Source organism: Streptomyces sodiiphilus, assembly GCF_039529215.1.
GTDB lineage: Bacteria > Actinomycetota > Actinomycetes > Streptomycetales > Streptomycetaceae > Streptomyces > Streptomyces sodiiphilus.
Genome location: NZ_BAAAMJ010000001.1, coordinates 141,398 through 159,902, shown reverse-complemented (window position 1 = coordinate 159,902; position 18,505 = coordinate 141,398). Strand labels below are relative to the sequence as shown.

Annotated in this window: 18 protein-coding genes; 11 read left to right on the top strand and 7 right to left on the bottom strand. The window is 71.7% G+C overall.

The features are described from left to right. The first annotated feature begins 373 nt into the window (after positions 1–373). The gene (locus ABD299_RS00805) at positions 374–1,600 is read left to right on the top strand and encodes a glycoside hydrolase family 10-like protein (RefSeq protein WP_344257930.1); all 1,227 of its coding nucleotides are present in this window, start codon (positions 374–376) and stop codon (positions 1,598–1,600) included. Positions 1,601–1,618: 18 nt separating this feature from the next. Here ABD299_RS00805 and ABD299_RS00800 read toward each other — a convergent pair whose 3' ends face one another. Next, positions 1,619–1,816 carry a DUF1918 domain-containing protein gene (locus tag ABD299_RS00800; protein WP_344257928.1) on the bottom strand — a complete coding sequence of 66 codons (198 nt, stop codon included), beginning with the start codon at positions 1,814–1,816 and terminating at the stop codon, positions 1,619–1,621. 292 nt (positions 1,817–2,108) lie between these two features. Here ABD299_RS00800 and ABD299_RS00795 point away from each other — a divergent pair, with 292 nt between their 5' ends. Both ABD299_RS00795 and ABD299_RS00790 read left to right on the top strand, forming a co-directional pair. Beyond that, positions 2,109–2,351, top strand: coding sequence for a GNAT family N-acetyltransferase (locus tag ABD299_RS00795; RefSeq protein ID WP_344257926.1), 243 nt, complete (start codon positions 2,109–2,111; stop codon positions 2,349–2,351). 69 nt (positions 2,352–2,420) lie between these two features. Next, a complete protein-coding gene (locus ABD299_RS00790) occupies positions 2,421–2,981 on the top strand; it encodes a histidine phosphatase family protein (RefSeq protein WP_344257924.1) in 561 nt (186 codons plus the stop codon). On the opposite strand, the gene ABD299_RS00785 is transcribed toward ABD299_RS00790, so the two are convergent. The 3 genes from ABD299_RS00785 to ABD299_RS00775 all read right to left on the bottom strand — a co-directional run bounded on the left by ABD299_RS00785 (position 2,941) and on the right by ABD299_RS00775 (position 6,579). After that, entirely contained in the window at positions 2,941–4,992 is a 2,052-nt protein-coding gene (locus tag ABD299_RS00785) for a TRAP transporter permease (RefSeq protein WP_344257923.1), read from the bottom strand. The two genes, ABD299_RS00790 and ABD299_RS00785, sit on opposite strands and share 41 nt — an antisense overlap. Beyond that, positions 4,989–5,492, bottom strand: a complete 504-nt coding sequence (locus ABD299_RS00780; RefSeq protein ID WP_344257921.1) for a DUF1850 domain-containing protein — start codon at positions 5,490–5,492, stop codon at positions 4,989–4,991. Before ABD299_RS00780 ends, ABD299_RS00785 begins: the two co-directional genes overlap by 4 nt. 61 nt (positions 5,493–5,553) lie before the next feature. Next, complete coding sequence (locus ABD299_RS00775; RefSeq protein ID WP_344257919.1) at positions 5,554–6,579, bottom strand: TAXI family TRAP transporter solute-binding subunit; 1,026 nt, start codon at positions 6,577–6,579, stop codon at positions 5,554–5,556. A 187-nt stretch (positions 6,580–6,766) separates the two neighbouring features. Here ABD299_RS00775 and ABD299_RS00770 point away from each other — a divergent pair, with 187 nt between their 5' ends. Continuing rightward, positions 6,767–7,726 (top strand): TAXI family TRAP transporter solute-binding subunit, encoded by a 960-nt coding sequence (locus tag ABD299_RS00770; RefSeq protein ID WP_344257918.1) that lies wholly within the window; start codon positions 6,767–6,769, stop codon positions 7,724–7,726. Positions 7,727–7,762: 36 nt separating this feature from the next. Here the strand turns inward: ABD299_RS00770 and ABD299_RS00765 are convergent, their stop codons facing one another. Both ABD299_RS00765 and ABD299_RS00760 read right to left on the bottom strand, forming a co-directional pair. After that, the gene (locus ABD299_RS00765; protein WP_344257917.1) at positions 7,763–9,145 is read right to left on the bottom strand and encodes a sensor histidine kinase; all 1,383 of its coding nucleotides are present in this window, start codon (positions 9,143–9,145) and stop codon (positions 7,763–7,765) included. Between the two features lie 7 nt (positions 9,146–9,152). After that, complete coding sequence (locus tag ABD299_RS00760) at positions 9,153–9,821, bottom strand: response regulator transcription factor (protein WP_344257916.1); 669 nt, start codon at positions 9,819–9,821, stop codon at positions 9,153–9,155. A 294-nt stretch (positions 9,822–10,115) separates the two neighbouring features. Here ABD299_RS00760 and argC point away from each other — a divergent pair, with 294 nt between their 5' ends. From argC to ABD299_RS00735, 5 genes are all read left to right on the top strand, one after another. Continuing rightward, positions 10,116–11,144, top strand: a complete 1,029-nt coding sequence (gene argC / locus ABD299_RS00755; RefSeq protein ID WP_344257944.1) for an N-acetyl-gamma-glutamyl-phosphate reductase — start codon at positions 10,116–10,118, stop codon at positions 11,142–11,144. 94 nt (positions 11,145–11,238) lie between these two features. Beyond that, positions 11,239–12,390 (top strand): bifunctional glutamate N-acetyltransferase/amino-acid acetyltransferase ArgJ, encoded by a 1,152-nt coding sequence (gene argJ / locus ABD299_RS00750; protein ID WP_344257915.1) that lies wholly within the window; start codon positions 11,239–11,241, stop codon positions 12,388–12,390. Then, a complete protein-coding gene (argB, locus tag ABD299_RS00745) occupies positions 12,387–13,355 on the top strand; it encodes an acetylglutamate kinase (RefSeq protein WP_344257913.1) in 969 nt (322 codons plus the stop codon). The genes argJ and argB overlap by 4 nt, the downstream gene beginning before the upstream one ends. Continuing rightward, positions 13,352–14,542, top strand: coding sequence for an acetylornithine transaminase (locus ABD299_RS00740; protein ID WP_344257912.1), 1,191 nt, complete (start codon positions 13,352–13,354; stop codon positions 14,540–14,542). The genes argB and ABD299_RS00740 overlap by 4 nt, the downstream gene beginning before the upstream one ends. Positions 14,543–14,556: 14 nt before the next feature. Beyond that, a complete protein-coding gene (locus tag ABD299_RS00735; RefSeq protein ID WP_344257910.1) occupies positions 14,557–15,081 on the top strand; it encodes an arginine repressor in 525 nt (174 codons plus the stop codon). 21 nt (positions 15,082–15,102) lie between these two features. Here ABD299_RS00735 and ABD299_RS00730 read toward each other — a convergent pair whose 3' ends face one another. Continuing rightward, entirely contained in the window at positions 15,103–15,693 is a 591-nt protein-coding gene (locus tag ABD299_RS00730) for a pyridoxamine 5'-phosphate oxidase family protein (RefSeq protein ID WP_344257909.1), read from the bottom strand. A gap of 105 nt (positions 15,694–15,798) precedes the next feature. On the opposite strand from ABD299_RS00730, the gene ABD299_RS00725 reads away from it, so the two are divergent. Next, positions 15,799–16,995 carry an argininosuccinate synthase gene (locus ABD299_RS00725; protein WP_344257908.1) on the top strand — a complete coding sequence of 399 codons (1,197 nt, stop codon included), beginning with the start codon at positions 15,799–15,801 and terminating at the stop codon, positions 16,993–16,995. Next, positions 16,992–18,482 carry an argininosuccinate lyase gene (argH, locus tag ABD299_RS00720; protein WP_344257907.1) on the top strand — a complete coding sequence of 497 codons (1,491 nt, stop codon included), beginning with the start codon at positions 16,992–16,994 and terminating at the stop codon, positions 18,480–18,482. Before ABD299_RS00725 ends, argH begins: the two co-directional genes overlap by 4 nt. Positions 18,483–18,505 lie beyond the last annotated feature (23 nt).

Here is an 18,505-nt window from a genome sequence, read left to right as displayed (position 1 = left end):
ACCTCCAAGCCCGGTCCTTCAGGGCCGGGTCAAGTTGACCCGTTGGAGCAGGCCGCGCCGTTGAGCGCGAAGGAGTCCGACGCGTCGTTGCTGCCGCCGGGCCGGCTGCCGAGGAAGCCGAGCGAGGCCGAGTCGCCGGGGCGACGTGAACAGTGGCATGTCAACCGTCGAACGCTGTTCGCATAAGGGGGCGCGGGGAAGCCATCCGGGTGTGGCCGGGAGAGCCGCTCGGCGGGGACACTTGCACCCGGGCGGGCATACCGCCGACTATCGGGCAAGCTGCCGGGACGCCATCGGCCCCGCGGGAGGGTGCCGCTCCTTCGCCGGGCGGAGGCGGACGGCGGACCGGGTCACCTCAGAGCGGGGGTAGGACATGGGACGGATCACACGCCGGGGCTTCGCCCTGGCGACGGCAGGGGTGCTCTCCGGGGCTCTCGCGCTGAATGCCTCGGCGGCCTCCGGGCGGTCCGTCGCCCCGCCCGGCCGTCCGCACGGTACCGAGCTGCGCGGCATGTGGGTGGCCTCGGTCGCCAATATCGACTGGCCGTCGCGGTCCGGGCTGGCTCCGGACCAGGGGCGGGGCGAACTGTTCTCGCTCCTCGACACCGCGGTCGAGCGGCGGCTGAACACCGTCTACCTCCAGGTGCGTCCCACTGCCGACGCGCTGTGGCCCTCGCCCCACGAGCCGTGGTCCGCCTGGCTGACGGGGGAGCAGGGCCGGGACCCGGGCTGGGACCCCCTGGGCTTCGCGGTCGAGGAGGCGCACCGCCGCGGGCTGGAGCTCCACGCCTGGTTCAACCCCTACCGCGTCGCCATGCACGACGACCCCGGGCGGCTGGCCGCCGGCCACCCGGCCCGGCGGAATCCCGGATGGGTGGTCCGGCACGGCGGGCGGCTCTACTACAACCCCGGGATTCCCGAGGTGCGTGCCTTCACCCAGGAGGCGATGCTGCATGCCGTCGAGCACTACGACATCGACGGCGTGCACTGGGACGACTACTTCTACCCCTACCCGGTGGCAGGGCAGAGGTTCGATGACGACGCGGCGTTCGCCGCGCACGGCGGGGATTTCGCGGACCGGGGCGACTGGCGGCGCGACAACATCGACCGGCTGGTCCGGGAGATGCACCGGCGGGTGCGTGAGATCAAGCCGGACATCCCGTTCGGGGTGAGTCCTTTCGGGGTCTGGCGGAACCGCGACACCGACCCCCTGGGCTCCCCGACCCGGGCCGGTGTGCAGACCTACGACGACCTCTACGCGGACGTGCGGACCTGGGTGAAGGAGGGCTGGCTGGATTACGTCACCCCGCAGCTCTACTGGCACATCGGCTTCTCCGCGGCCGACTATGCCGCCCTGGTGCCCTGGTGGGCGGACGTCACCGAGGGCACGGGGGTGCGGCTGTACATCGGGGAGGCGGCCTACAAGGTGGCCGACCCGGCGCAGCCGGCGGCATGGCACGACCCCGCCGAGCTCTCCCGGCACCTCGCCTTCTGCCGCGATCACCCAGAGGTCCGCGGCCACGCCTTCTTCTCCGCCCGGCAGGTCGCCGACGACCCGATCGGCGCCCTCACCCGTGTGGTGCGGGACCACTACAGCTGAGAAGCATGTCGCGGGCGCTCACCGGTCGCGGTCGGCCCGGTGCTCCACCACCGAGTCGGGGCCCGGGGCCACCACGGTCTCGTGCCCGTCCCGGGACCGGACCCGGTAGGGCGGCTCTCCGTTCGGGCCCATCACCTCCACGATCTCCGCGACCTTCTCGTGTCCGCCGACGGTCCTGCTGTGGGTCACCACCCGGTCACCGGCTCTGGCTCGCATCGGGGTGCCTCCTGAACAACCGAAGATATGGGCAGGTTAGTGACATTTTAGTCCACTTCGCGTCGGGGCTCCCGTCCGAATCCGGTCGACGCCGCCCGCCGTGGCCTGCCACGCTCTGCTCATGATCGAGCAATACGTCATCTCCACGGATCCGGAGCGGCTGGACACCCAGCGGATTCACCGGTGGCTCCACGGACGCCTACTGGGCGGCGGGGCGAAGCCGCGCTGCCCAGTAGGCGGCGATCGACGGATCGCTCAATTTCGGCATGTATCACCGGAAGTCGGGTGAGCAGTGCGGCTATGCGGGTGGTCACCACCGGGGCACTTCGCCTGGCTCTGCGATGTCTGTCTCGACCGTTCCGCGAGCGGTCTCGGGCTGGGAGAACACCTGGTCCGTGCGGTACTCGAAGAGCTGGGGGAGGACGGGCCGCGCCCCGTCATGCTCGCCACCGCCGACGCGCACGGACTGTACCGCAATGCGGGATTCCGGCCGGTGCGCGAGCACGGGAAGTGGATGATTCGCGGAGCCGAGTGACCTGGCGGGCCGGAAAACAAGAGGCGTAGGACGCTGGTCCCGGAAATATGCTCTCCGTACCATTCGGCCATGCTGGTCACGCTGATAGCCGCTGCCCGCAGTTGTTCACCCCTCGACGTCCGCTTCGACGACGACAGGCCCCTGGACACCGCGGGCTGGTACGCCGTGGAGCGTGCCGTCCCGGTGCTGGCGCCGCTGGCCGCCGCCGAGCTGCGGTACTGCTCGCCCACGGCCTGCAGCCGGCAGACGGGCGACGTGCTCGGACTCGCCCCGCTGGCCCAGCTCGCTCTGCGGGACTGCGACATGGGCCGCTGGCGGGGGATGACCCTCCAGCAGGTGGTGGCCAGGGAGCCGGCCGCCGTCGACAACTGGCTGCAGGATCCGCGCTCGGCACCCCACGGCGGTGAGCCGCTGCTGTCCTTCGTGTCCCGGGTCGGCGGCTGGCTGGACACCCGGCCGGTCGGCCCGGACGGCCGGGTGGTCGCTGTCACCGAACCCTCGGTCATCAAGGCGGCGATGCTCTACGTCCTGAAGGCACCGCCGGATTCCTACTGGCGCACCGAGGTGTACCCGCTGTCCGTGGTCAGCCTCAGCGGGGGGAGGGGACAGTGGCATCTGCGGCTGGGGTGAGGCTGTCCGTCCGTCCCCGGGGGCCGCGCAGCTGAGCCACCACCGCCGCCAGCACCAGCACCGCCCCCACCGCGTCGGCGGCCACCGACGGCGTGAGCAGAAGCACCGCGGCGGCGCCCGAGGCCAGCCGTTCCCACAGTGCCGTCCGGCGCAGCCACCAGCCCTCGATGGTGACGGCGAAGGCCATCAGTCCCAGCAGACCGGAGACCACGGCGAGCACGACCTCACCCGCCGAGCCGTTGAGCAGCAAGGGTGAGTAGGCCATGAGCAGCGGGATCACATACAGGCCCTTGGAGAACTTCCACGCGGCCAGGGACGTGCGCATGGGATTCGAGCCGGCCACACCCGAAGCGGCGAAACCGGCCAGTGCCACCGGTGGTGTGACGTTGGAGTCCTGGCTGTACCAGTAGACGATCATATGGGCGACGATCAGCGGAACGCCGAGGTCCAGCAGGGCCGGACCGGCCAGCACGATCAGCACGATGTACGCGGCGGTCACCGGCAGGCCCATCCCGAGCACCAGGGAGGCCACCGCGATCAGCAGCAGCGTGGGCAGCAGGTAGCCCCCTCCCCAGCTCAGCATCATGCTGGAGAACTTCAGGCCGAGGCCGGTGAGCCCCACCATGCCCACGATCACGCCCGCCGCCGCGCACGCCACCGAGACCGACAGGGTGTTCCGGGCGGCCAGCACGAAGACCTCCGCGACGTCCTTGGCGTTCAGCCGGCTCGCCGCGCGGAACATGGCAACCACGGCCAGCACGGCGGTGGCGTACAGGCCGGCCAGCAGCGGTTCGTAGTACTGCGTGAGCAGCACGATCAGCAGCACGAAGGGCAGCAGGAAGTGGAAGCCGTCCCGCAGGACGTCCCGCAGCCGCGGCAACTGATCCGCGGGGACCCCCGTGATGCCGTGCCGTCGGGCCAGGATGTCGACGAACAGAAAGATCACCGCGAAGTACATCAGCGCGGGAATGACGGCGACCTTGACGATCTCCATGTAGGGCACGCCGATCAGCTCCGCCATGACGAAGGCGCCCGCTCCCATGATCGGCGGCAGCAGCTGGCCTCCGGTGGAGGCGGCCGCCTCCACACCTCCGGCCTCGTGCGGCTTGTACCCGACCTTCTTCATCATCGGGATCGTGAAGGACCCGGTGGTGACGGTGTTGGCGATGGCGCTGCCGGAGACCGAGCCCATCAGGGAACTGGCCACCACCGCGCCCTTGGCCGGACCCCCGCGGTACCTGCCGGTGAGCGCGTAGGCGATGTTGATGAAGAACGCGCCCCCGCCGGTCTTCTCCAGCACGGCGCCGAACAGGATGAACATGAAGACGAAACTGGCCGCCACTCCCAGGGCCAGCCCGTAGATGCCTTCCTGGAAAAGGTAGTTGTGGTAGATGATCCGCTGGAAGGTGTAACCGCGGTGGGACAGCAGTCCCGGCAGCAGCGGGCCGATCCAGGCGTAGCACAGGAAGCCGGCGACCAGCAAGGCCATGAAGACCCCGATCACCCGGCGGCAGGCCTCCAGCAGCAGTGCGATCGCCACCGCTCCCATCGCCAGGTCGAGATCCGAGGGGTTGCCGGTGCGGGCGACGATGCCGTCGTAGGCCACCACCGGATAGAGACTGACCGCCACCGCCGCCAGTACCAGCGTCAGATCGACCGCCACCATCACCCGCCCGCGGGCCCAGGCCCCCTTGCCGGCCGGCCGCACCGCGAACACCAGCACCAGCACGAACATCAGGTGCAGCACACGCTGGAGATAGGACGGCAGACCCAGGTCCACGGCCGTCCAGATCTGATAGGACCCCAGCGCCACGGCGACGACGAGCACGGCCAGTCCCGCCCCGCGTCCGGCCGGGCCGGTGCCCCAGCGGGAGACGGCCAGTTGCCGCCACAGCGGGGCCGACCCCGGCTCGTCCCCCGGCATCCCGGCTCCGACGGGCTCCGGCGCGGCGTCCGCCGGGCTGCCGGGTCTCCCGCCCTGCTGCGGGCCACTGGTGCTGTACTCGGTCACGGTGCCTCCTCCGGCACGGTCTGCGAATCCGCCCCGCACGGTCCCCCGAGGGACGACAGGGCGCGCTGGATGGTGGACTGCCGCTCCGGCCGGATCGTCACCCGCTGCCCGGCCCAGCGGCCGGAGAGGGCCACCGTGCCGCCGGGATGATGGAGCAGGTGACCGACCTGCGGGCCGCCGGCCCGGACCACCAGGTCTCCCACCTCACGGCCCATCCCGGTGACCTCCCACCAGTCACCGTCCGCGCGGCCCTCGCCGACGCCGTGGATGTGGCCCATGCCGGCCCCGAACTGCCGCAGCCGGGTGGCTTCCTGCACGATGCGGCCGTCCTCCACCCGGTAGTGGTCCTCGACCGGCAGACGGTCGACCGAGTGTGTGAAGGCCAGGACGAAGGTCTCCCCGCCGGCCAGCGGCAGGCGGCAGCCGGGTCCCTCCTGGGGGCGGACCTCCAGCCCGTCCCACGCCGGCCAGGCCAGGGCCGAGGTGACGGCCGCGGCCATGATGCAGGCCGCGACCGCCCGGAGCCCGGGCCGCGCCGGAGTCCGCGAACGCACGGTCCGGTCAGGGCCGGAGCTCGTCGGGCACCGTGACGCCCTGTTCCTCGGCGTACCGGATCACCCCGGGGTGCAGCGGCACGGGGCTGTGCTCCAGGGTCTCCAGGACGAGATACTCGATGCCGCCCTCGTACACCTGGCCCAGGAAATCGGTGTTCCCGTACAGCGCACTCGCCAGTTCGTAGCCGCGCTCCTCCGACATGTCCTCGGGAACCGAGAGCACGTTCCACAGGGCGAGCGTGTCCACGTCCTCCTCGACCGTGGAGTAGGTGCCGCCCCGGACGGTGTGCGGCGTGTAGAAGGGGTGCTCGCCGGTGACCTTCGCCAGCTCGTCCTCGCACATCGGGATGAGGTGGATCGGATCGGTCGCCTCCAGTTCCCGCAGCGAACCGTGGCCCTCGCCGACCACCCAGGACCCGGCGTCCACCTGGCCCTCGCGCAGGGCCCGCGCTGTCTCGGCGTAGGCGTACCGCTGCCGGGTGATGTCGGCGTCCGGCGACATGCCCAGTGCCTCGAACACCAGGTTGGTGGCCAGCTCGTTTCCGCTTCCCGGGGCACCCACGGAGAACCGCTTCCCCTTGATGTCGCCGAAGCAGTCCAGCCGCTGCTCGCGGTGGACCGAGCGCAGCGACACCGCGTGGTACACGTTCGGGTAGAGCACCATCAGGGCCTGGGCTCTGACCGGCGAGTCCGCGAACTCCCCTTCCCCGTGGTACGCCTGATAGGCCACGTCGCCCTGGGTGATGGCGAGGTCACTTTCGTTGCCGGCCATCAGCCGCAGGTTCTCCACCGAGGCCCCGGTGGCCTCCGCGCTGGCCGACACCCCTTCCACGTCCCGGTTGATGATCTCGGCCATCGCCCCGCCCAGCGGGTAGTAGATCCCCCCGGTGGTCCCGGTGGCGATGGAGAGGCTGGACCGGTCGCCCTCGTCCTCCCGGGCGGCGTCGGCAGGCTGGGTGCACGAGGTCGCCAGTACGGTGAGGCAGAGGCCCGCGGTGATCCCGAGGGCGGTCCGGCGGCGCTGTCGTCCCATGAAGCGCTCCTTCTCTGGTACGTGTGGAGGTGGTGTGCCGAGCGTGGGGCCGGCACGCCGGTGGCACCGGACGGTAGTGCCGGGGCGGGTGCCCGGCAGCCGTCCGGCGGTGTGCCTGAGGAATCTCTGAGGTCTTCCCGGCACCGGCGGGTACCGCCCGGGCGCAGGCGCACTACTGTCGGGCCGCATGACACTGGAGCGCCTCCGCCTCGGCCTGCTCGCGGCCGTTCTCGCCGTTCTCCCGGCGTGCCAGGGCACACCGCCTTCCCACGCCGGGGAACTGCGCATCGCCACCGGCGCCCCCGGCGGTGTCTACTACGCCTACGGCCACGGCCTGTCCGACGCGCTCCGCTCGCACCTGCCGGGCCTGGAACCGGAGGTGCTGCGGACGGCGGCGTCGCTGGACAATGTCCGGCAGGTGATCTCCGGGGAGGCGGAGGTGGCGTTCTCGCTGGCCGATTCCGCCGCTCTGGCGGCGGCGGGTGAGCCGCCCTTCGAGGACCCGCAGCCGGTGCGTGCCCTGGCCCGTCTGTACGACAACTACGTCCATCTGGTGGTGGCCCGTGACTCCGGCATCCGGTCCCTGGAGGACCTGCGCGGCCGGCGGGTCTCCACCGGGGCCGAGGGCTCGGGAACCGAACTCATCGTGGACCGGCTGCTGGAGCTGTCCGGCATCGAGCCCGGCAGCGACCTGGAGCGCAGCAGGCTCAACATCGATGCCTCGGCGGCCGCGCTGGCCGCCGGGGAGCTGTCCGCCTTCTTCTTCTCCAGCGGCCTGCCCGCCCAGGCCGTGGGGGAGCTGGCGGACGCCGGCAACATCCGGCTGGTGGACCTGGCCGAGCACGCCGGGCCGATGCGGGCCCGCTACGGGGAGCTGTACGCCGAGCGCAGCATCCCTCAGTCGGTCTACGGTCTGCCGGCCACCGGGACCATCGGGGTACCGAACTACCTGATCGTGCACGCCGACATGGACCGGGAACTGGCCCGCTGGCTGACCGGGGTGCTCTTCGCCGCCCGGGAGGAGTTGGCCGACGCGCACCCGGAGGCAAGAAGGCTGAACCTGCGCGGAGCTTTCTCGACCTATCCGGTGGAACTGCACCCGGGAGCGGCCGACCACTACCGGGAGGCGCGCGGGCGGTCCGGCTGACCGCGGCGGCGGACCGGTACCCTCTCCGCCGCCGGGTCAAGCTGACTGCTGCTCGGCGGGGCGAAGCCGCAGCCGCGCGTCGACCCCTCCCGGCCGGGCCGGCAGCAGCGCCAGCTCGCCGTCGCAGGCCGCCACCAGCTGCGCGACGACCGACAGGCCGAGACCGGACCCGGGAACGTTCTGGTGACTCTGCCCGCGCCAGAAGGGTTCCGTCGCCCGGACCCGTTCCGCCTCCTCCAGCCCCGGCCCCTCGTCGATGACATGCAGCTCGGTCCAGCCCTCCCGGAGGGACAGCCGCAACAGCACCCGGCCACCCCGGGGACCGAACTTCAGCGCGTTGTCGATCAGCGCGTCCAGGCACTGCTCCAGTGTTTCCACGGTGGCACGCACCGGGGCGGATCCCACCGCCGAGACCTCCAGCCGCATCTCACGGTTGCCGGCCACCGGCCCCCAGGCCGCCGCCCGGTCCCGCATCAGCATCCCCGCGTCGGCCGTGCCGGCGACCGGGGGAGCGCCTTCCGCCCGGGCCAGGGCGAGCATGCTGTCGAGAATGCCCGCCAGGCGGAGTGTCTCGGCCAGGGTCCTGCGATGCTCCCGGTCGCCCGAGGGGCGCAGATGCCCGGCCAGGTTCTCCACCCGGAGCCGGAGCACCCCAAGCGGCGTACGGAGCTGATGGCTGGCCTGGGAGACGAAGGCGCGCTGCCGGGTCAGGGCGCCGGTGACCGTGTCGGCCATGAGGTTGAAAGACGTTGCCAGGCGGCGGAGTTCGGCAGGCCCGGCGTCCTCGGGCACCCGGGCTTCCAGCGCCCCCGCGGTGATCCGGTGGGCGACCGCGTCCAGATCCCGCACCGGCCGCAGTGTCCATCGGGCAAGGGCGAGACCGGCCAGCACCGCCAGGGTCAGCGCCGTCCCGGCCAGCGCGGCGAGCGCTCCCCAGCGGCGCAGGATCTGACCGCGCAGCTGGTCGGTGGGGGCCACCGTGAGTACGGCGCCGGTCACCTCCCCGCCCCGGCCCACCGGCTCGGCCAGCACCATCGGCTCGTCCCGCCACGGCCGGAGAGCCTGTTCCACACCGGATCTCTCGCCGGACAGCCCGGCCTCCATCCGTCGCCGCACTGCCGTGTCGTCCAGCGGAAGGCCGTCCCGGGAGACCACCAGCGGTTCCCCGTTGATGTCCACCACCGCCGCGCCCACACCGAACAGTTCGTCATAGCGGGCCAGTTCGGCCTGCAGGGTCACCGTCTCCCCGGTGCGCAGGGCGGGTTCGGCCAGCGAGGCGAAGCGTGCGGTGTCGTTCAGCTGGTCGATGAACGCCTCCTGGGTGTCCCGGGCCGCGGTCGCGGCGGCATAGGGCACCGCCACCGCCACCAGCACCAGCGCGAGCATCACCAGGTAGACGGCCAGCAGCCGGCGTCGCATGCCCGGCTCACCGGGCCGGCGGCGAGGCCAGCCGGTAGCCCACCCCGTGCACCGTCAGGATCGGCCGCGGAGGCCCCAGCTTGGCCCGGAGGCTGGCCACGTGCACCTCCAGTGACCGGTCCACTCCCCGCCAGGTGGTCTGCCACACTTCGGCGAGAATCCGCTCCCGGCTCAGAACCGCCCCCTCGGCCCGGACCAGCGCCGCCAGCAGGTCGAACTCCTTGCGCGTCAGACTCACCTCGACCGTGTCCCGGAACACCGCCCGCCGGGCCAGGTCGATCTCCACCGCACCCACCCGGATCAGCTGCCCGGGCAATGGCGTGCCGGGCCGGACCCGGCGCAGCACGGCGTCCATCCGGGCGGCCAGCTCCGCCATCCCGAACGGCTTCACCAGGTAGTCGTCCGCGCCGGTGCGCAGCCCCAGCACCCGGTGCCGCTCCTCGCCGCGAGCGGTCACCGCGATCACCCCCACCTGGCTGCGCTCGCGCAGCCGGCGCAGGACCTCGATCCCGTCCAGGTCCGGCAGCCCCAGATCGAGCAGCACCAGATCCACGGCGGGCGCCTCCAGCGCCCGCGCCCCGCTGTCGGCGCGCAGCACCTCGTATCCGTGCCGCCACAGCGCGGTGCTCAGCGCATCGGCGAATTCGTCGTCGTCCTCGACCAGTAGTACCCGCATGGCGCTGCTCAATATGGCTCCCGGCCCCCACCCGGCGCCACCCCCGTGCCGATGATGATCAACGAGCCGGTCTCCGGCCGGAGCCGGCTTTCGCACGGGTGCTGATACGGGACGGAGCCGGACAGCGGCCGGACAGCGCCCGAGGCCGTTTGCCGCGTGCCCGGCCACATGAGCGGATCGGCTGACCTCGGCAGGCCGGTAGGCCGGTGCCGAGGGCCCACGAGAGTCCCGAACGACCCCATTGCATAAAAGTGCATGGACTCGTATAGTCATGCCATGGCTGAGAGAGAGGCGATGTCCGTGAGTGCGGCCGTGGCGGGAGCGAGCGGGTACGCGGGAGGGGAGCTGCTGCGGCTGCTGCTCCAGCACCCGCGGATCGAGATCGGGGCTCTGACCGGCGGGTCGAACGCCGGGCGGGAGCTGGGCGGTCTGCAGCCGCACCTGGGGCCGCTGGCCGGACGCGTCCTGGAGCCCACCGAGCCCGAGGTGCTGGCCGGTCACGACGTGGTCTTCCTCGCCCTGCCCCACGGCCGGTCGGCCGAGGTGGCGGCCGGGCTGGGGGACGAGGTCCTGGTGATCGACTGCGGGGCCGACTTCCGCCTGTCCGACTCCGCGGCCTGGGAGCGCTGGTACGGCTCCCCGCACGCCGGCACCTGGCCGTACGGCCTGCCGGAGCTTCCCGGCGCCCGGGAGGCGCTGGCCGGTGCCGGCCGCATCGCGGTGCCCGGCTGCTACCCGACCGCCGTCACGCTGGGGCTGTTCCCCGCCTACGCCGCCGGGCTCGCCGAGCCCGAGGCCGTGATCGTCGCGGCGTCCGGCACCTCCGGGGCGGGCAAGGCGCTCAAGCCCCATCTCCTCGGCAGCGAGGTGATGGGCTCCATGAGTCCCTACGGGGTGGGGGGCGCGCACCGGCACACCCCCGAGATGGTGCAGAACCTTTCAGCCGTCGCTGGCGAACCGGTCACGGTGTCCTTCACTCCCACCCTCGCCCCGATGCCCCGCGGGATTCTCGCGACCTGCACCGCCGCGGCCCGTCCCGGGACCACCGCGGGCGCGGTGCGGGAGGCGTACGCCAAGGCCGTCGCCGGCGAGCCCTTCCTGCGGCTCCTCCCCGAGGGGCAGTGGCCCGCCACCGCGTCCGTTCTCGGTTCCAACTCGGCGCTGGTGCAGGTGACCCTCGACGAGGAGGCCGGGCGCATCGTGGCGGTCACCGCCGTCGACAACCTCACCAAGGGCACCGCGGGCGGCGCGGTCCAGTCGATGAACATCGCGCTCGGCTTCCCCGAGGACCTGGGCCTTCCCGCCACCGGGCTCGCACCGTGAGCGAGGCAGCTCTCGCCCATCCGCACGATCCGCACGATCCGCACGAGCCGAGCGGCCCGCACCGGGCCGGCGCAGAAGCGAACGGAGACACCCAGTGAGCGTCACGGCAGCACAGGGGTTCACGGCGGCGGGCATCGCCGCCGGAATCAAGGAGGGGGGCAAGCCGGACCTGGCTCTGGTGGTCAATCAGGGGCCGCGCCTGGCGGCTGCCGGCGTCTTCACCTCCAACCGGGTCAAGGCGGCCCCGGTGCTCTGGTCCCAGCAGGTGATCAAGGACGGGCAGGTCTCGGCCGTCGTTCTCAACTCGGGCGGGGCCAACGCGTGCACCGGCCCTCTCGGCTTCCAGGACACCCACGCCACGGCGGAGAAGGCCGCCGAGATGCTCGGGCACAGCGCCGGCGACATCGCCGTCGCCTCCACCGGCCTCATCGGTATCCGGCTGCCGATGGACCGTCTGCTGCCCGGCATCGAGAAGGCGTGCGCCGAGCTGTCGGCCCACAGCGGTGAGAAGGCGGCCATCGCGATCACCACCACGGACAGCGTCCACAAGACGGCCGTCGTCCGGGGTGAGGGCTTCACGGTCGGCGGGATGGCCAAGGGCGCCGGAATGCTCGCCCCCGGCCTGGCGACCATGCTCGCGGTGCTCACCACCGACGCCGACGTGGACGCCGCCACGCTCGACACCGTGCTGCGCCGGGCCACCGCGGTCACCTTCGACCGCGTCGACTCCGACGGGTGCATGTCCACCAACGACACGGTGCTGCTGCTCGCCTCCGGGGCGAGCGGAACCGTTCCGGATACCGGTGCCTTCGCCGCCGCGGTCCAGGAGGTCTGCCAGGACCTGTGCCGGCAGCTGATCGGTGACGCGGAGGGCGCCTCCAAGGACATCCGCATCGAGGTCACCGGGGCCGCGAGCGAGGCGGACGCCGTCGAGGTCGGCCGCTCCATCGCCCGCAACAATCTCCTCAAGTGCGCCCTGCACGGCGAGGATCCCAACTGGGGCCGGGTGCTGTCGGCCATCGGCACCACCTCCGCCGTCTTCGACCCCGACCGGCTGAACGTCGCCATCAACGGCGTGTGGGTCTGCCGGAACGGCTCCGTGGGGGAGGACCGCTCCCTGGTCGACATGCGCTACCGCGAGGTCCGCATCACCGCGGACCTGTCCGCAGGCGAGGAGTCCGCGGTCATCTGGACCAACGACCTGACCGCCGACTACGTCCACGAGAACAGCGCGTACTCCTCATGACCACCACAGACCCCGCCCCCGTGACCGCCCGCCGGCACACCGCCCTGCCCAAGGCCCGCATCCTCATCGAGGCGCTGCCCTGGCTCACTCGCCATCACGGAAAGACCGTCGTGATCAAGTTCGGCGGCAACGCCATGGTCGACGACGAACTCAAGGCCGCTTTCGCCCAGGACGTCGTCTTCCTGCGGCACGCGGGGCTGCGCCCCGTCGTGGTCCACGGCGGCGGGCCGCAGATCAGCGCACAGCTGGACCGTTTCGGGCTCGCCTCGGAGTTCAAGGCGGGGCTGCGGGTGACCTCGCCGGAGGCCATGGACGTGGTGCGCATGGTCCTGGCCGGTCAGGTCCAGCGCGAACTGGTCGGCCTGCTCAACCGGCACGGGCCGTTCGCCGTCGGCATGACCGGCGAGGACGCACACCTGATGACCGCGACCAAGAGGTATGCCGACCTCGACGGCGAACGCGTCGACCTCGGCCGGGTCGGGGAGGTGACCGGCATCGACACCGGCGCGGTGCGGGCACTCCTGGAAGACGGCCGCATCCCGGTCATCTCCTCGATCGCCCGCAGCTCCGACGACGGCGACGACAACGGTGTGTACAACATCAACGCCGACACGGCGGCGGCGGCGCTCGCCGCGGCGCTGGGGGCCGAGACGCTGATGGTGCTGACCGATGTGGAGGGCCTGTACGCCGACTGGCCCCACAGCGACGAGGTCATCAGCTGCCTCACCGAGAGCGAACTGGAGAAGCTCCTGCCGGACCTGGCCAGCGGCATGGTGCCCAAGATGGAGGGCTGCCTGCACGCGGTGCGCCACGGTGTCCGCACCGCGCGGGTGATCGACGGCCGTGTCCAGCACTCGATCCTGCTGGAGATCTTCACGGACGAGGGCATCGGCACCATGGTCGTTCCCGACGGAACGGCACGGAACGACAGGGCCCGTGGGGCCGGGGAGGGGAAGACGGGATGAACAACCAGGAGCTGATGCGGCGCTGGCGGGAAGCGCTGGCTGACAACTACGGCACCCCGCGCATCCCGCTGGTCCGCGGGGAGGGTGCCCGGCTGTGGGATGCCGACGGCAAGGAGTACCTGGACTTCACCGGCGGCATCGCGGTGACCTCGCTGGGCACCGGCCACCCGGCGGTCGTACGGGCGGTGTCCGAGCAGATCGCCACGCTCGGCCATGTCTCGAACCTCTTCGCCGCCGAACCGCCGGTGAGCCTGGCCGAGCGGCTGCTGGAGCTCGCCGGACGGCCGGGACGCGTCTACTTCTCCAACTCCGGTGCCGAGGCGGTGGAAGCCGCCTTCAAGATCGGACGGCTCACCGGACGGTCCCACATGGTCGCCACCCGCGGTGGCTTCCACGGGCGGACCATGGGCGCCCTGGCGCTGACCGGCCAGCCGGCCAAGCAGGAGGGCTTCCAGCCGCTGCCCGGTGACGTCAGCCACGTTCCCTACGGGGACGCCGAGGCGTTGCGGGCGGTGGTCACGGAGAACACGGCTCTGGTGATACTGGAGCCCGTCCAGGGCGAGAACGGAGTCGTCGTCCCGCCGGAGGGCTACCTCGCCGCGGCCCGGGAGATCACCCGGGCCACCGGTACGCTGCTGGTGCTGGACGAGGTGCAGACGGGTGTGGGGCGGACCGGCCACTGGTTCGCCGGTCAGGCCCAGGGCGTCGAGGCCGACGTGATCACTCTGGCCAAGGGGCTGGGCGCGGGCCTGCCCATCGGGGCCACCCTCGCCTTCGGTGAGGCCGCACGGCTGCTGACACCCGGCCGGCACGGCTCCACGTTCGGCGGGAACCCGGTCGCCTGCGCCGCAGCGCTCGCGGTCCTGGACACCATCGCCGCGGAGGACCTGCTGCAGCGGGTGAAGGACAGCGGCGAACGCCTGCGGGAGGGCATCTGGCGGCTGGGCCACCCTCTGGTCGACCTGGTCCGCGGATCGGGACTGCTGCTGGGTATCGTGCTCACCGAGCCGCGGGCGCAGCAGGTGCAGCAGGCGGCCCAGGACGCGGGCTTCCTGGTGAACGCGGTCGCCCCGCACGTGGTGCGGCTCGCCCCGCCGCTGATCGTCGGTGACGCCGAGGTGGACGCGCTGCTGAGCGCCCTGCCCGCCGCCCTGGACGCGGCGGATCCGTCCGCCGCGGACCGATGACCGGAAGAGGGAGCATGACCCAGGAGCAGCACGGCCCGGCAGTCCCGCAGACCCGCACCGCACGGCACCGCAGGATCGTGGACATCCTGAACCGGCAGCCGGTGCGCTCGCAGAGCCAGCTCGCCAAGCTCCTGGCCGACGACGGCCTGAGCGTCACCCAGGCGACGCTCAGCCGGGACCTCGACGAGCTGGGCGCGGTCAAGATCCGCAACGCCGGCGGCGAGCTGATCTACGCCGTGCCCAGTGAGGGGGGGTTCCGCACACCGCGCGCTCCGCTGGGGGAGTCCGTCAAGGAGGAGCGGATGGCCCGGCTGGCCGGGGAACTGCTCATCTCCGCGGAGGCCTCCGCGAATCTGGTGGTGCTGCGGACCCCGCCCGGCGCCGCGCAGTTCCTCGCGTCGGCGATCGACCAGGCGGAGGTGCACGACATCCTCGGGACCATCGCCGGTGACGACACCCTGCTTCTGATCAGCCGCGATCCGGTGGGTGGGCAGTCGCTCGCCGACCACCTGCTGCGGCTGGCCCAGCGTGACCAGTGATGCGGGGCCGCCCCTCCCCGGTCATCCGGCGGGGGTGGGCGGCAGCGGGAGAGGGAGCCCCGGCAGTCCGTCCAGGCTGGTCGCCACGTGTTCCTTGCCCCGGAAGTACCGGTCGAGCGTCTCGTCGTCCTCCCGCTCGAAGCGGGACCCGTGCAGCGGACGGTCGCCCTCGTAGGCCATGAACGGGACCGCGTACCCGCAGGTGTCCCGGATCAGCTCGGCCGTGACGACGATCACCGCCCGAAGGCCGTGCCGGGAGGTGTCGATGTCCGGGAAGTGCGCCAGCAGCCCGGCCCAGCGCGGGTCGTCGCGGAAGACGGGTTCCCCGCGCCCGTGCACACGGACGATGTTCGGTGGGCCGGAGAAGGCGCACCACATCAGCGTGATCCGGCCGTTCTCCCGCAGGTGGGCGATCGTCTCGGCGTTGCTTCCGGCGAAGTCCAGATAGGCGACGGTGCGGTCGTCCAGCACGGCGAACGAGCCCGTCAGGCCCTTCGGCGAGAGATTCACGGTGCCGTCGGCCGTCAGCGGCGCGGTGGCGGTGAAGAACATCGGCTGTTCCTCGATGAAGGTCCGCAGCCTGCCGTCGATGCGTTCATATGTCTTCCCCATGACCGTCAGTATGCCGTCGTCCCTTCGGCGGGGTGGAGCGTTGACGAACCATGCGAAGTGCTGCATACTTATTCCAGATCGTGCATGCTTCCTAAGGAGACCCCCGTGACCGAGCGCGTCGTACTCGCTTACTCCGGCGGCCTGGACACCTCCGTCGCCATCGGCTGGATCGCCGAGGAGACCGGGGCCGAGGTCGTCGCCGTCGCCGTCGATGTCGGCCAGGGTGGCGAGGACCTCGACGTCATCCGCAAGCGCGCGCTGGCCTGCGGCGCCGTGGAGGCCGAGGTCGCCGACGCGAAGGACGAGTTCGCCGAGGAGTACTGCCTCCCGGCGATCAAGGCCAACGCGCTCTACATGGACCGGTACCCGCTGGTCTCCGCGCTCTCCCGGCCCACCATCGTCAAGCACCTGGTGGCCGCCGCCCGCAAGCACGGCGCGGACACCGTGGCTCACGGCTGCACCGGCAAGGGGAACGACCAGGTCCGGTTCGAGGCCGGTATCTCCTCCCTGGCTCCCGACCTCACGTGCATCGCCCCGGTCCGGGACTACGCCATGACCCGGGACAAGGCCATCGCCTTCTGCGAGGCCAAGGGGCTGCCGATCGCCACCACGAAGAAGTCGCCGTACTCCATCGACGCCAACGTCTTCGGCCGGGCGGTGGAGACCGGCTTCCTGGAGGACATCTGGAACGCGCCGATCGAGGACATCTACGAGTACACCCAGAACCCGGCCGTCGCCCGGGAGCCCGACGAGGTGGTCGTCACCTTCGAGCGGGGCGTGCCGGTCGCTCTGGACGGCAGGGCCGTCACTGTGCTCCAAGCCGTCCAGGAGCTCAACGAGCGGGCCGGCGCCCAGGGCATCGGCCGGATCGACATGGTCGAGGACCGGCTCGTCGGCATCAAGTCCCGGGAGGTCTACGAGTCGCCCGGCGGTATCGCGCTGATCACCGCCCACCAGGAGCTGGAGAACGTCACCGTCGAGCGCGAACTGGCCCGCTACAAGCGGCAGGTCGAGCAGCGGTGGACGGAGCTGGTCTACGACGGTCTGTGGTTCTCCCCGCTCAAGCGGGCCCTGGACGGCTTCATCGAGCAGGCCAACGAGCACGTCAGCGGCGACATCCGGATGACCCTGCACGGCGGCCGGGCCGTGGTCACCGGCCGGCGGTCGGAGAAGTCGCTCTACGACTTCAACCTGGCCACCTACGACACGGGCGACACCTTCGACCAGTCCCTCTCGAAGGGCTTCATCGAGATCTTCGGCATGTCCTCCAAGATCGCGGCCAAGCGGGACCTGGCCCAGTGACCGAGCGGAACGGCACCGGCGCAGTTCCGGCGGGAGCAGACGGCGGTCCGGACGTCCGGCTGTGGGGCGGCCGGTTCGCCGACGGCCCGGCGCAGGCGCTGGAGAAGCTCAGCGCCTCGGTCCACTTCGACTGGCGGCTGGCCCCCTACGACATCGCCGGCTCCCGGGCGCACGCCCGGGTCCTGCACACCGCCGGACTGCTCACCGCGGACGAGCTGAGCCGGATGACCGAAGGGCTGGACCGCCTGGAGGCGGACGTCGCGGACGGCTCCTTCACCGGCACCGTCGCCGATGAGGACGTGCACACCGCCCTGGAGCGCGGTCTGATCGAGCGGCTCGGCCCCGACCTCGGCGGCAAGCTGCGCGCGGGCCGCTCACGCAACGATCAGGTGGCCACGCTGTTCCGCATGTACCTGCGGGACCACGCACGGATCATCGGCGGTCTGATCGCCGACCTGCAGGCGGCGCTGATCGGGCTGGCGGAGGGCAACCCCGGTGTGGCCATGCCCGGCCGCACCCACCTGCAGCACGCCCAGCCCGTGCTGTTCGCCCACCATGTCCTCGCTCATGTCCAGGCCCTGTCCCGCGACGCCCAGCGGCTGCGGCAGTGGGACGAGCGGGCGGCGGTCTCTCCCTACGGCTCGGGAGCCCTGGCCGGCTCCTCCCTCGGCCTGGACCCGGAGGCGGTCGCCGCCGACCTGGGCTTCGAGGGCGGTTCGGCCGCCAACTCCATCGACGGCACGGCCTCCCGGGACTTCGTCGCCGAGTTCGCCTTCATCACCGCGATGATCGGTGTGGATCTCTCCCGGATCGCGGAGGAGGTCATCATCTGGAACACGAAGGAGTTCTCCTTCGTCACCCTGCACGACGCCTTCTCCACCGGCAGTTCGATCATGCCGCAGAAGAAGAATCCGGACATCGCCGAGCTCGCGCGCGGCAAGTCCGGGCGCCTCATCGGCAACCTCACCGGTCTGCTGGCCACGCTGAAGGCGCTGCCGCTGGCCTACAACCGGGACCTCCAGGAGGACAAGGAGCCGGTCTTCGATTCCTGTGATCAGCTGGAGATCCTCCTGCCGGCCTTCACCGGCATGATGGCCACTCTCACCGTCAACCGCGAGCGGATGGCCGAGCTGGCCCCCGCGGGGTTCTCGCTCGCCACCGACGTCGCCGAGTGGCTCGTCAAGCGGGGGGTGCCGTTCCGGGTGGCCCACGAGGTCGCGGGGGAGTGCGTCAAGGTCTGCGAGGCGGAGGGGATTGAACTGGAGGACCTCACCGACGAGCAGTTCGCCAAGATCTCCCCGCACCTCACCCCGGACGTGCGCGGTGTCCTGAACGTGCCCGGGGCCCTGGCCGCCCGTGACGGCCGCGGTGGAACGGCGCCGTCGGCGGTCGCGGTCCAGCTCGCCGAGGCCAAGGAGGCCCTGGCCCGTCAGCAGGACTGGGCCCAGGCGCGCGACACCGGCCCGGCACGTCCGGCCGGGTCCTGAGCCGGGTGTCTTCGGCCGGGAGG

Excerpts from the sequence above, each read along its gene's own strand:
- argC (WP_344257944.1), top strand. The coding sequence starts at position 10,116 with ATGTCCGTGAGTGCGGCCGTGGCGGGAGCGAGCGGGTACGCGGGAGGG.
- ABD299_RS00765 (WP_344257917.1), bottom strand. The coding sequence starts at position 9,145 with ATGCGACGCCGGCTGCTGGCCGTCTACCTGGTGATGCTCGCGCTGGTG.
- ABD299_RS00740 (WP_344257912.1), top strand. The coding sequence starts at position 13,352 with ATGAACAACCAGGAGCTGATGCGGCGCTGGCGGGAAGCGCTGGCTGAC.
- ABD299_RS00805 (WP_344257930.1), top strand. The coding sequence starts at position 374 with ATGGGACGGATCACACGCCGGGGCTTCGCCCTGGCGACGGCAGGGGTG.
- ABD299_RS00800 (WP_344257928.1), bottom strand. The coding sequence starts at position 1,816 with ATGCGAGCCAGAGCCGGTGACCGGGTGGTGACCCACAGCAGGACCGTC.
- ABD299_RS00735 (WP_344257910.1), top strand. The coding sequence starts at position 14,557 with ATGACCCAGGAGCAGCACGGCCCGGCAGTCCCGCAGACCCGCACCGCA.
- ABD299_RS00730 (WP_344257909.1), bottom strand. The coding sequence starts at position 15,693 with ATGGGGAAGACATATGAACGCATCGACGGCAGGCTGCGGACCTTCATC.
- ABD299_RS00770 (WP_344257918.1), top strand. The coding sequence starts at position 6,767 with ATGACACTGGAGCGCCTCCGCCTCGGCCTGCTCGCGGCCGTTCTCGCC.
- ABD299_RS00790 (WP_344257924.1), top strand. The coding sequence starts at position 2,421 with ATGCTGGTCACGCTGATAGCCGCTGCCCGCAGTTGTTCACCCCTCGAC.
- ABD299_RS00775 (WP_344257919.1), bottom strand. The coding sequence starts at position 6,579 with ATGGGACGACAGCGCCGCCGGACCGCCCTCGGGATCACCGCGGGCCTC.
- argB (WP_344257913.1), top strand. The coding sequence starts at position 12,387 with ATGACCACCACAGACCCCGCCCCCGTGACCGCCCGCCGGCACACCGCC.
- ABD299_RS00760 (WP_344257916.1), bottom strand. The coding sequence starts at position 9,821 with ATGCGGGTACTACTGGTCGAGGACGACGACGAATTCGCCGATGCGCTG.
- ABD299_RS00780 (WP_344257921.1), bottom strand. The coding sequence starts at position 5,492 with ATGGCCGCGGCCGTCACCTCGGCCCTGGCCTGGCCGGCGTGGGACGGG.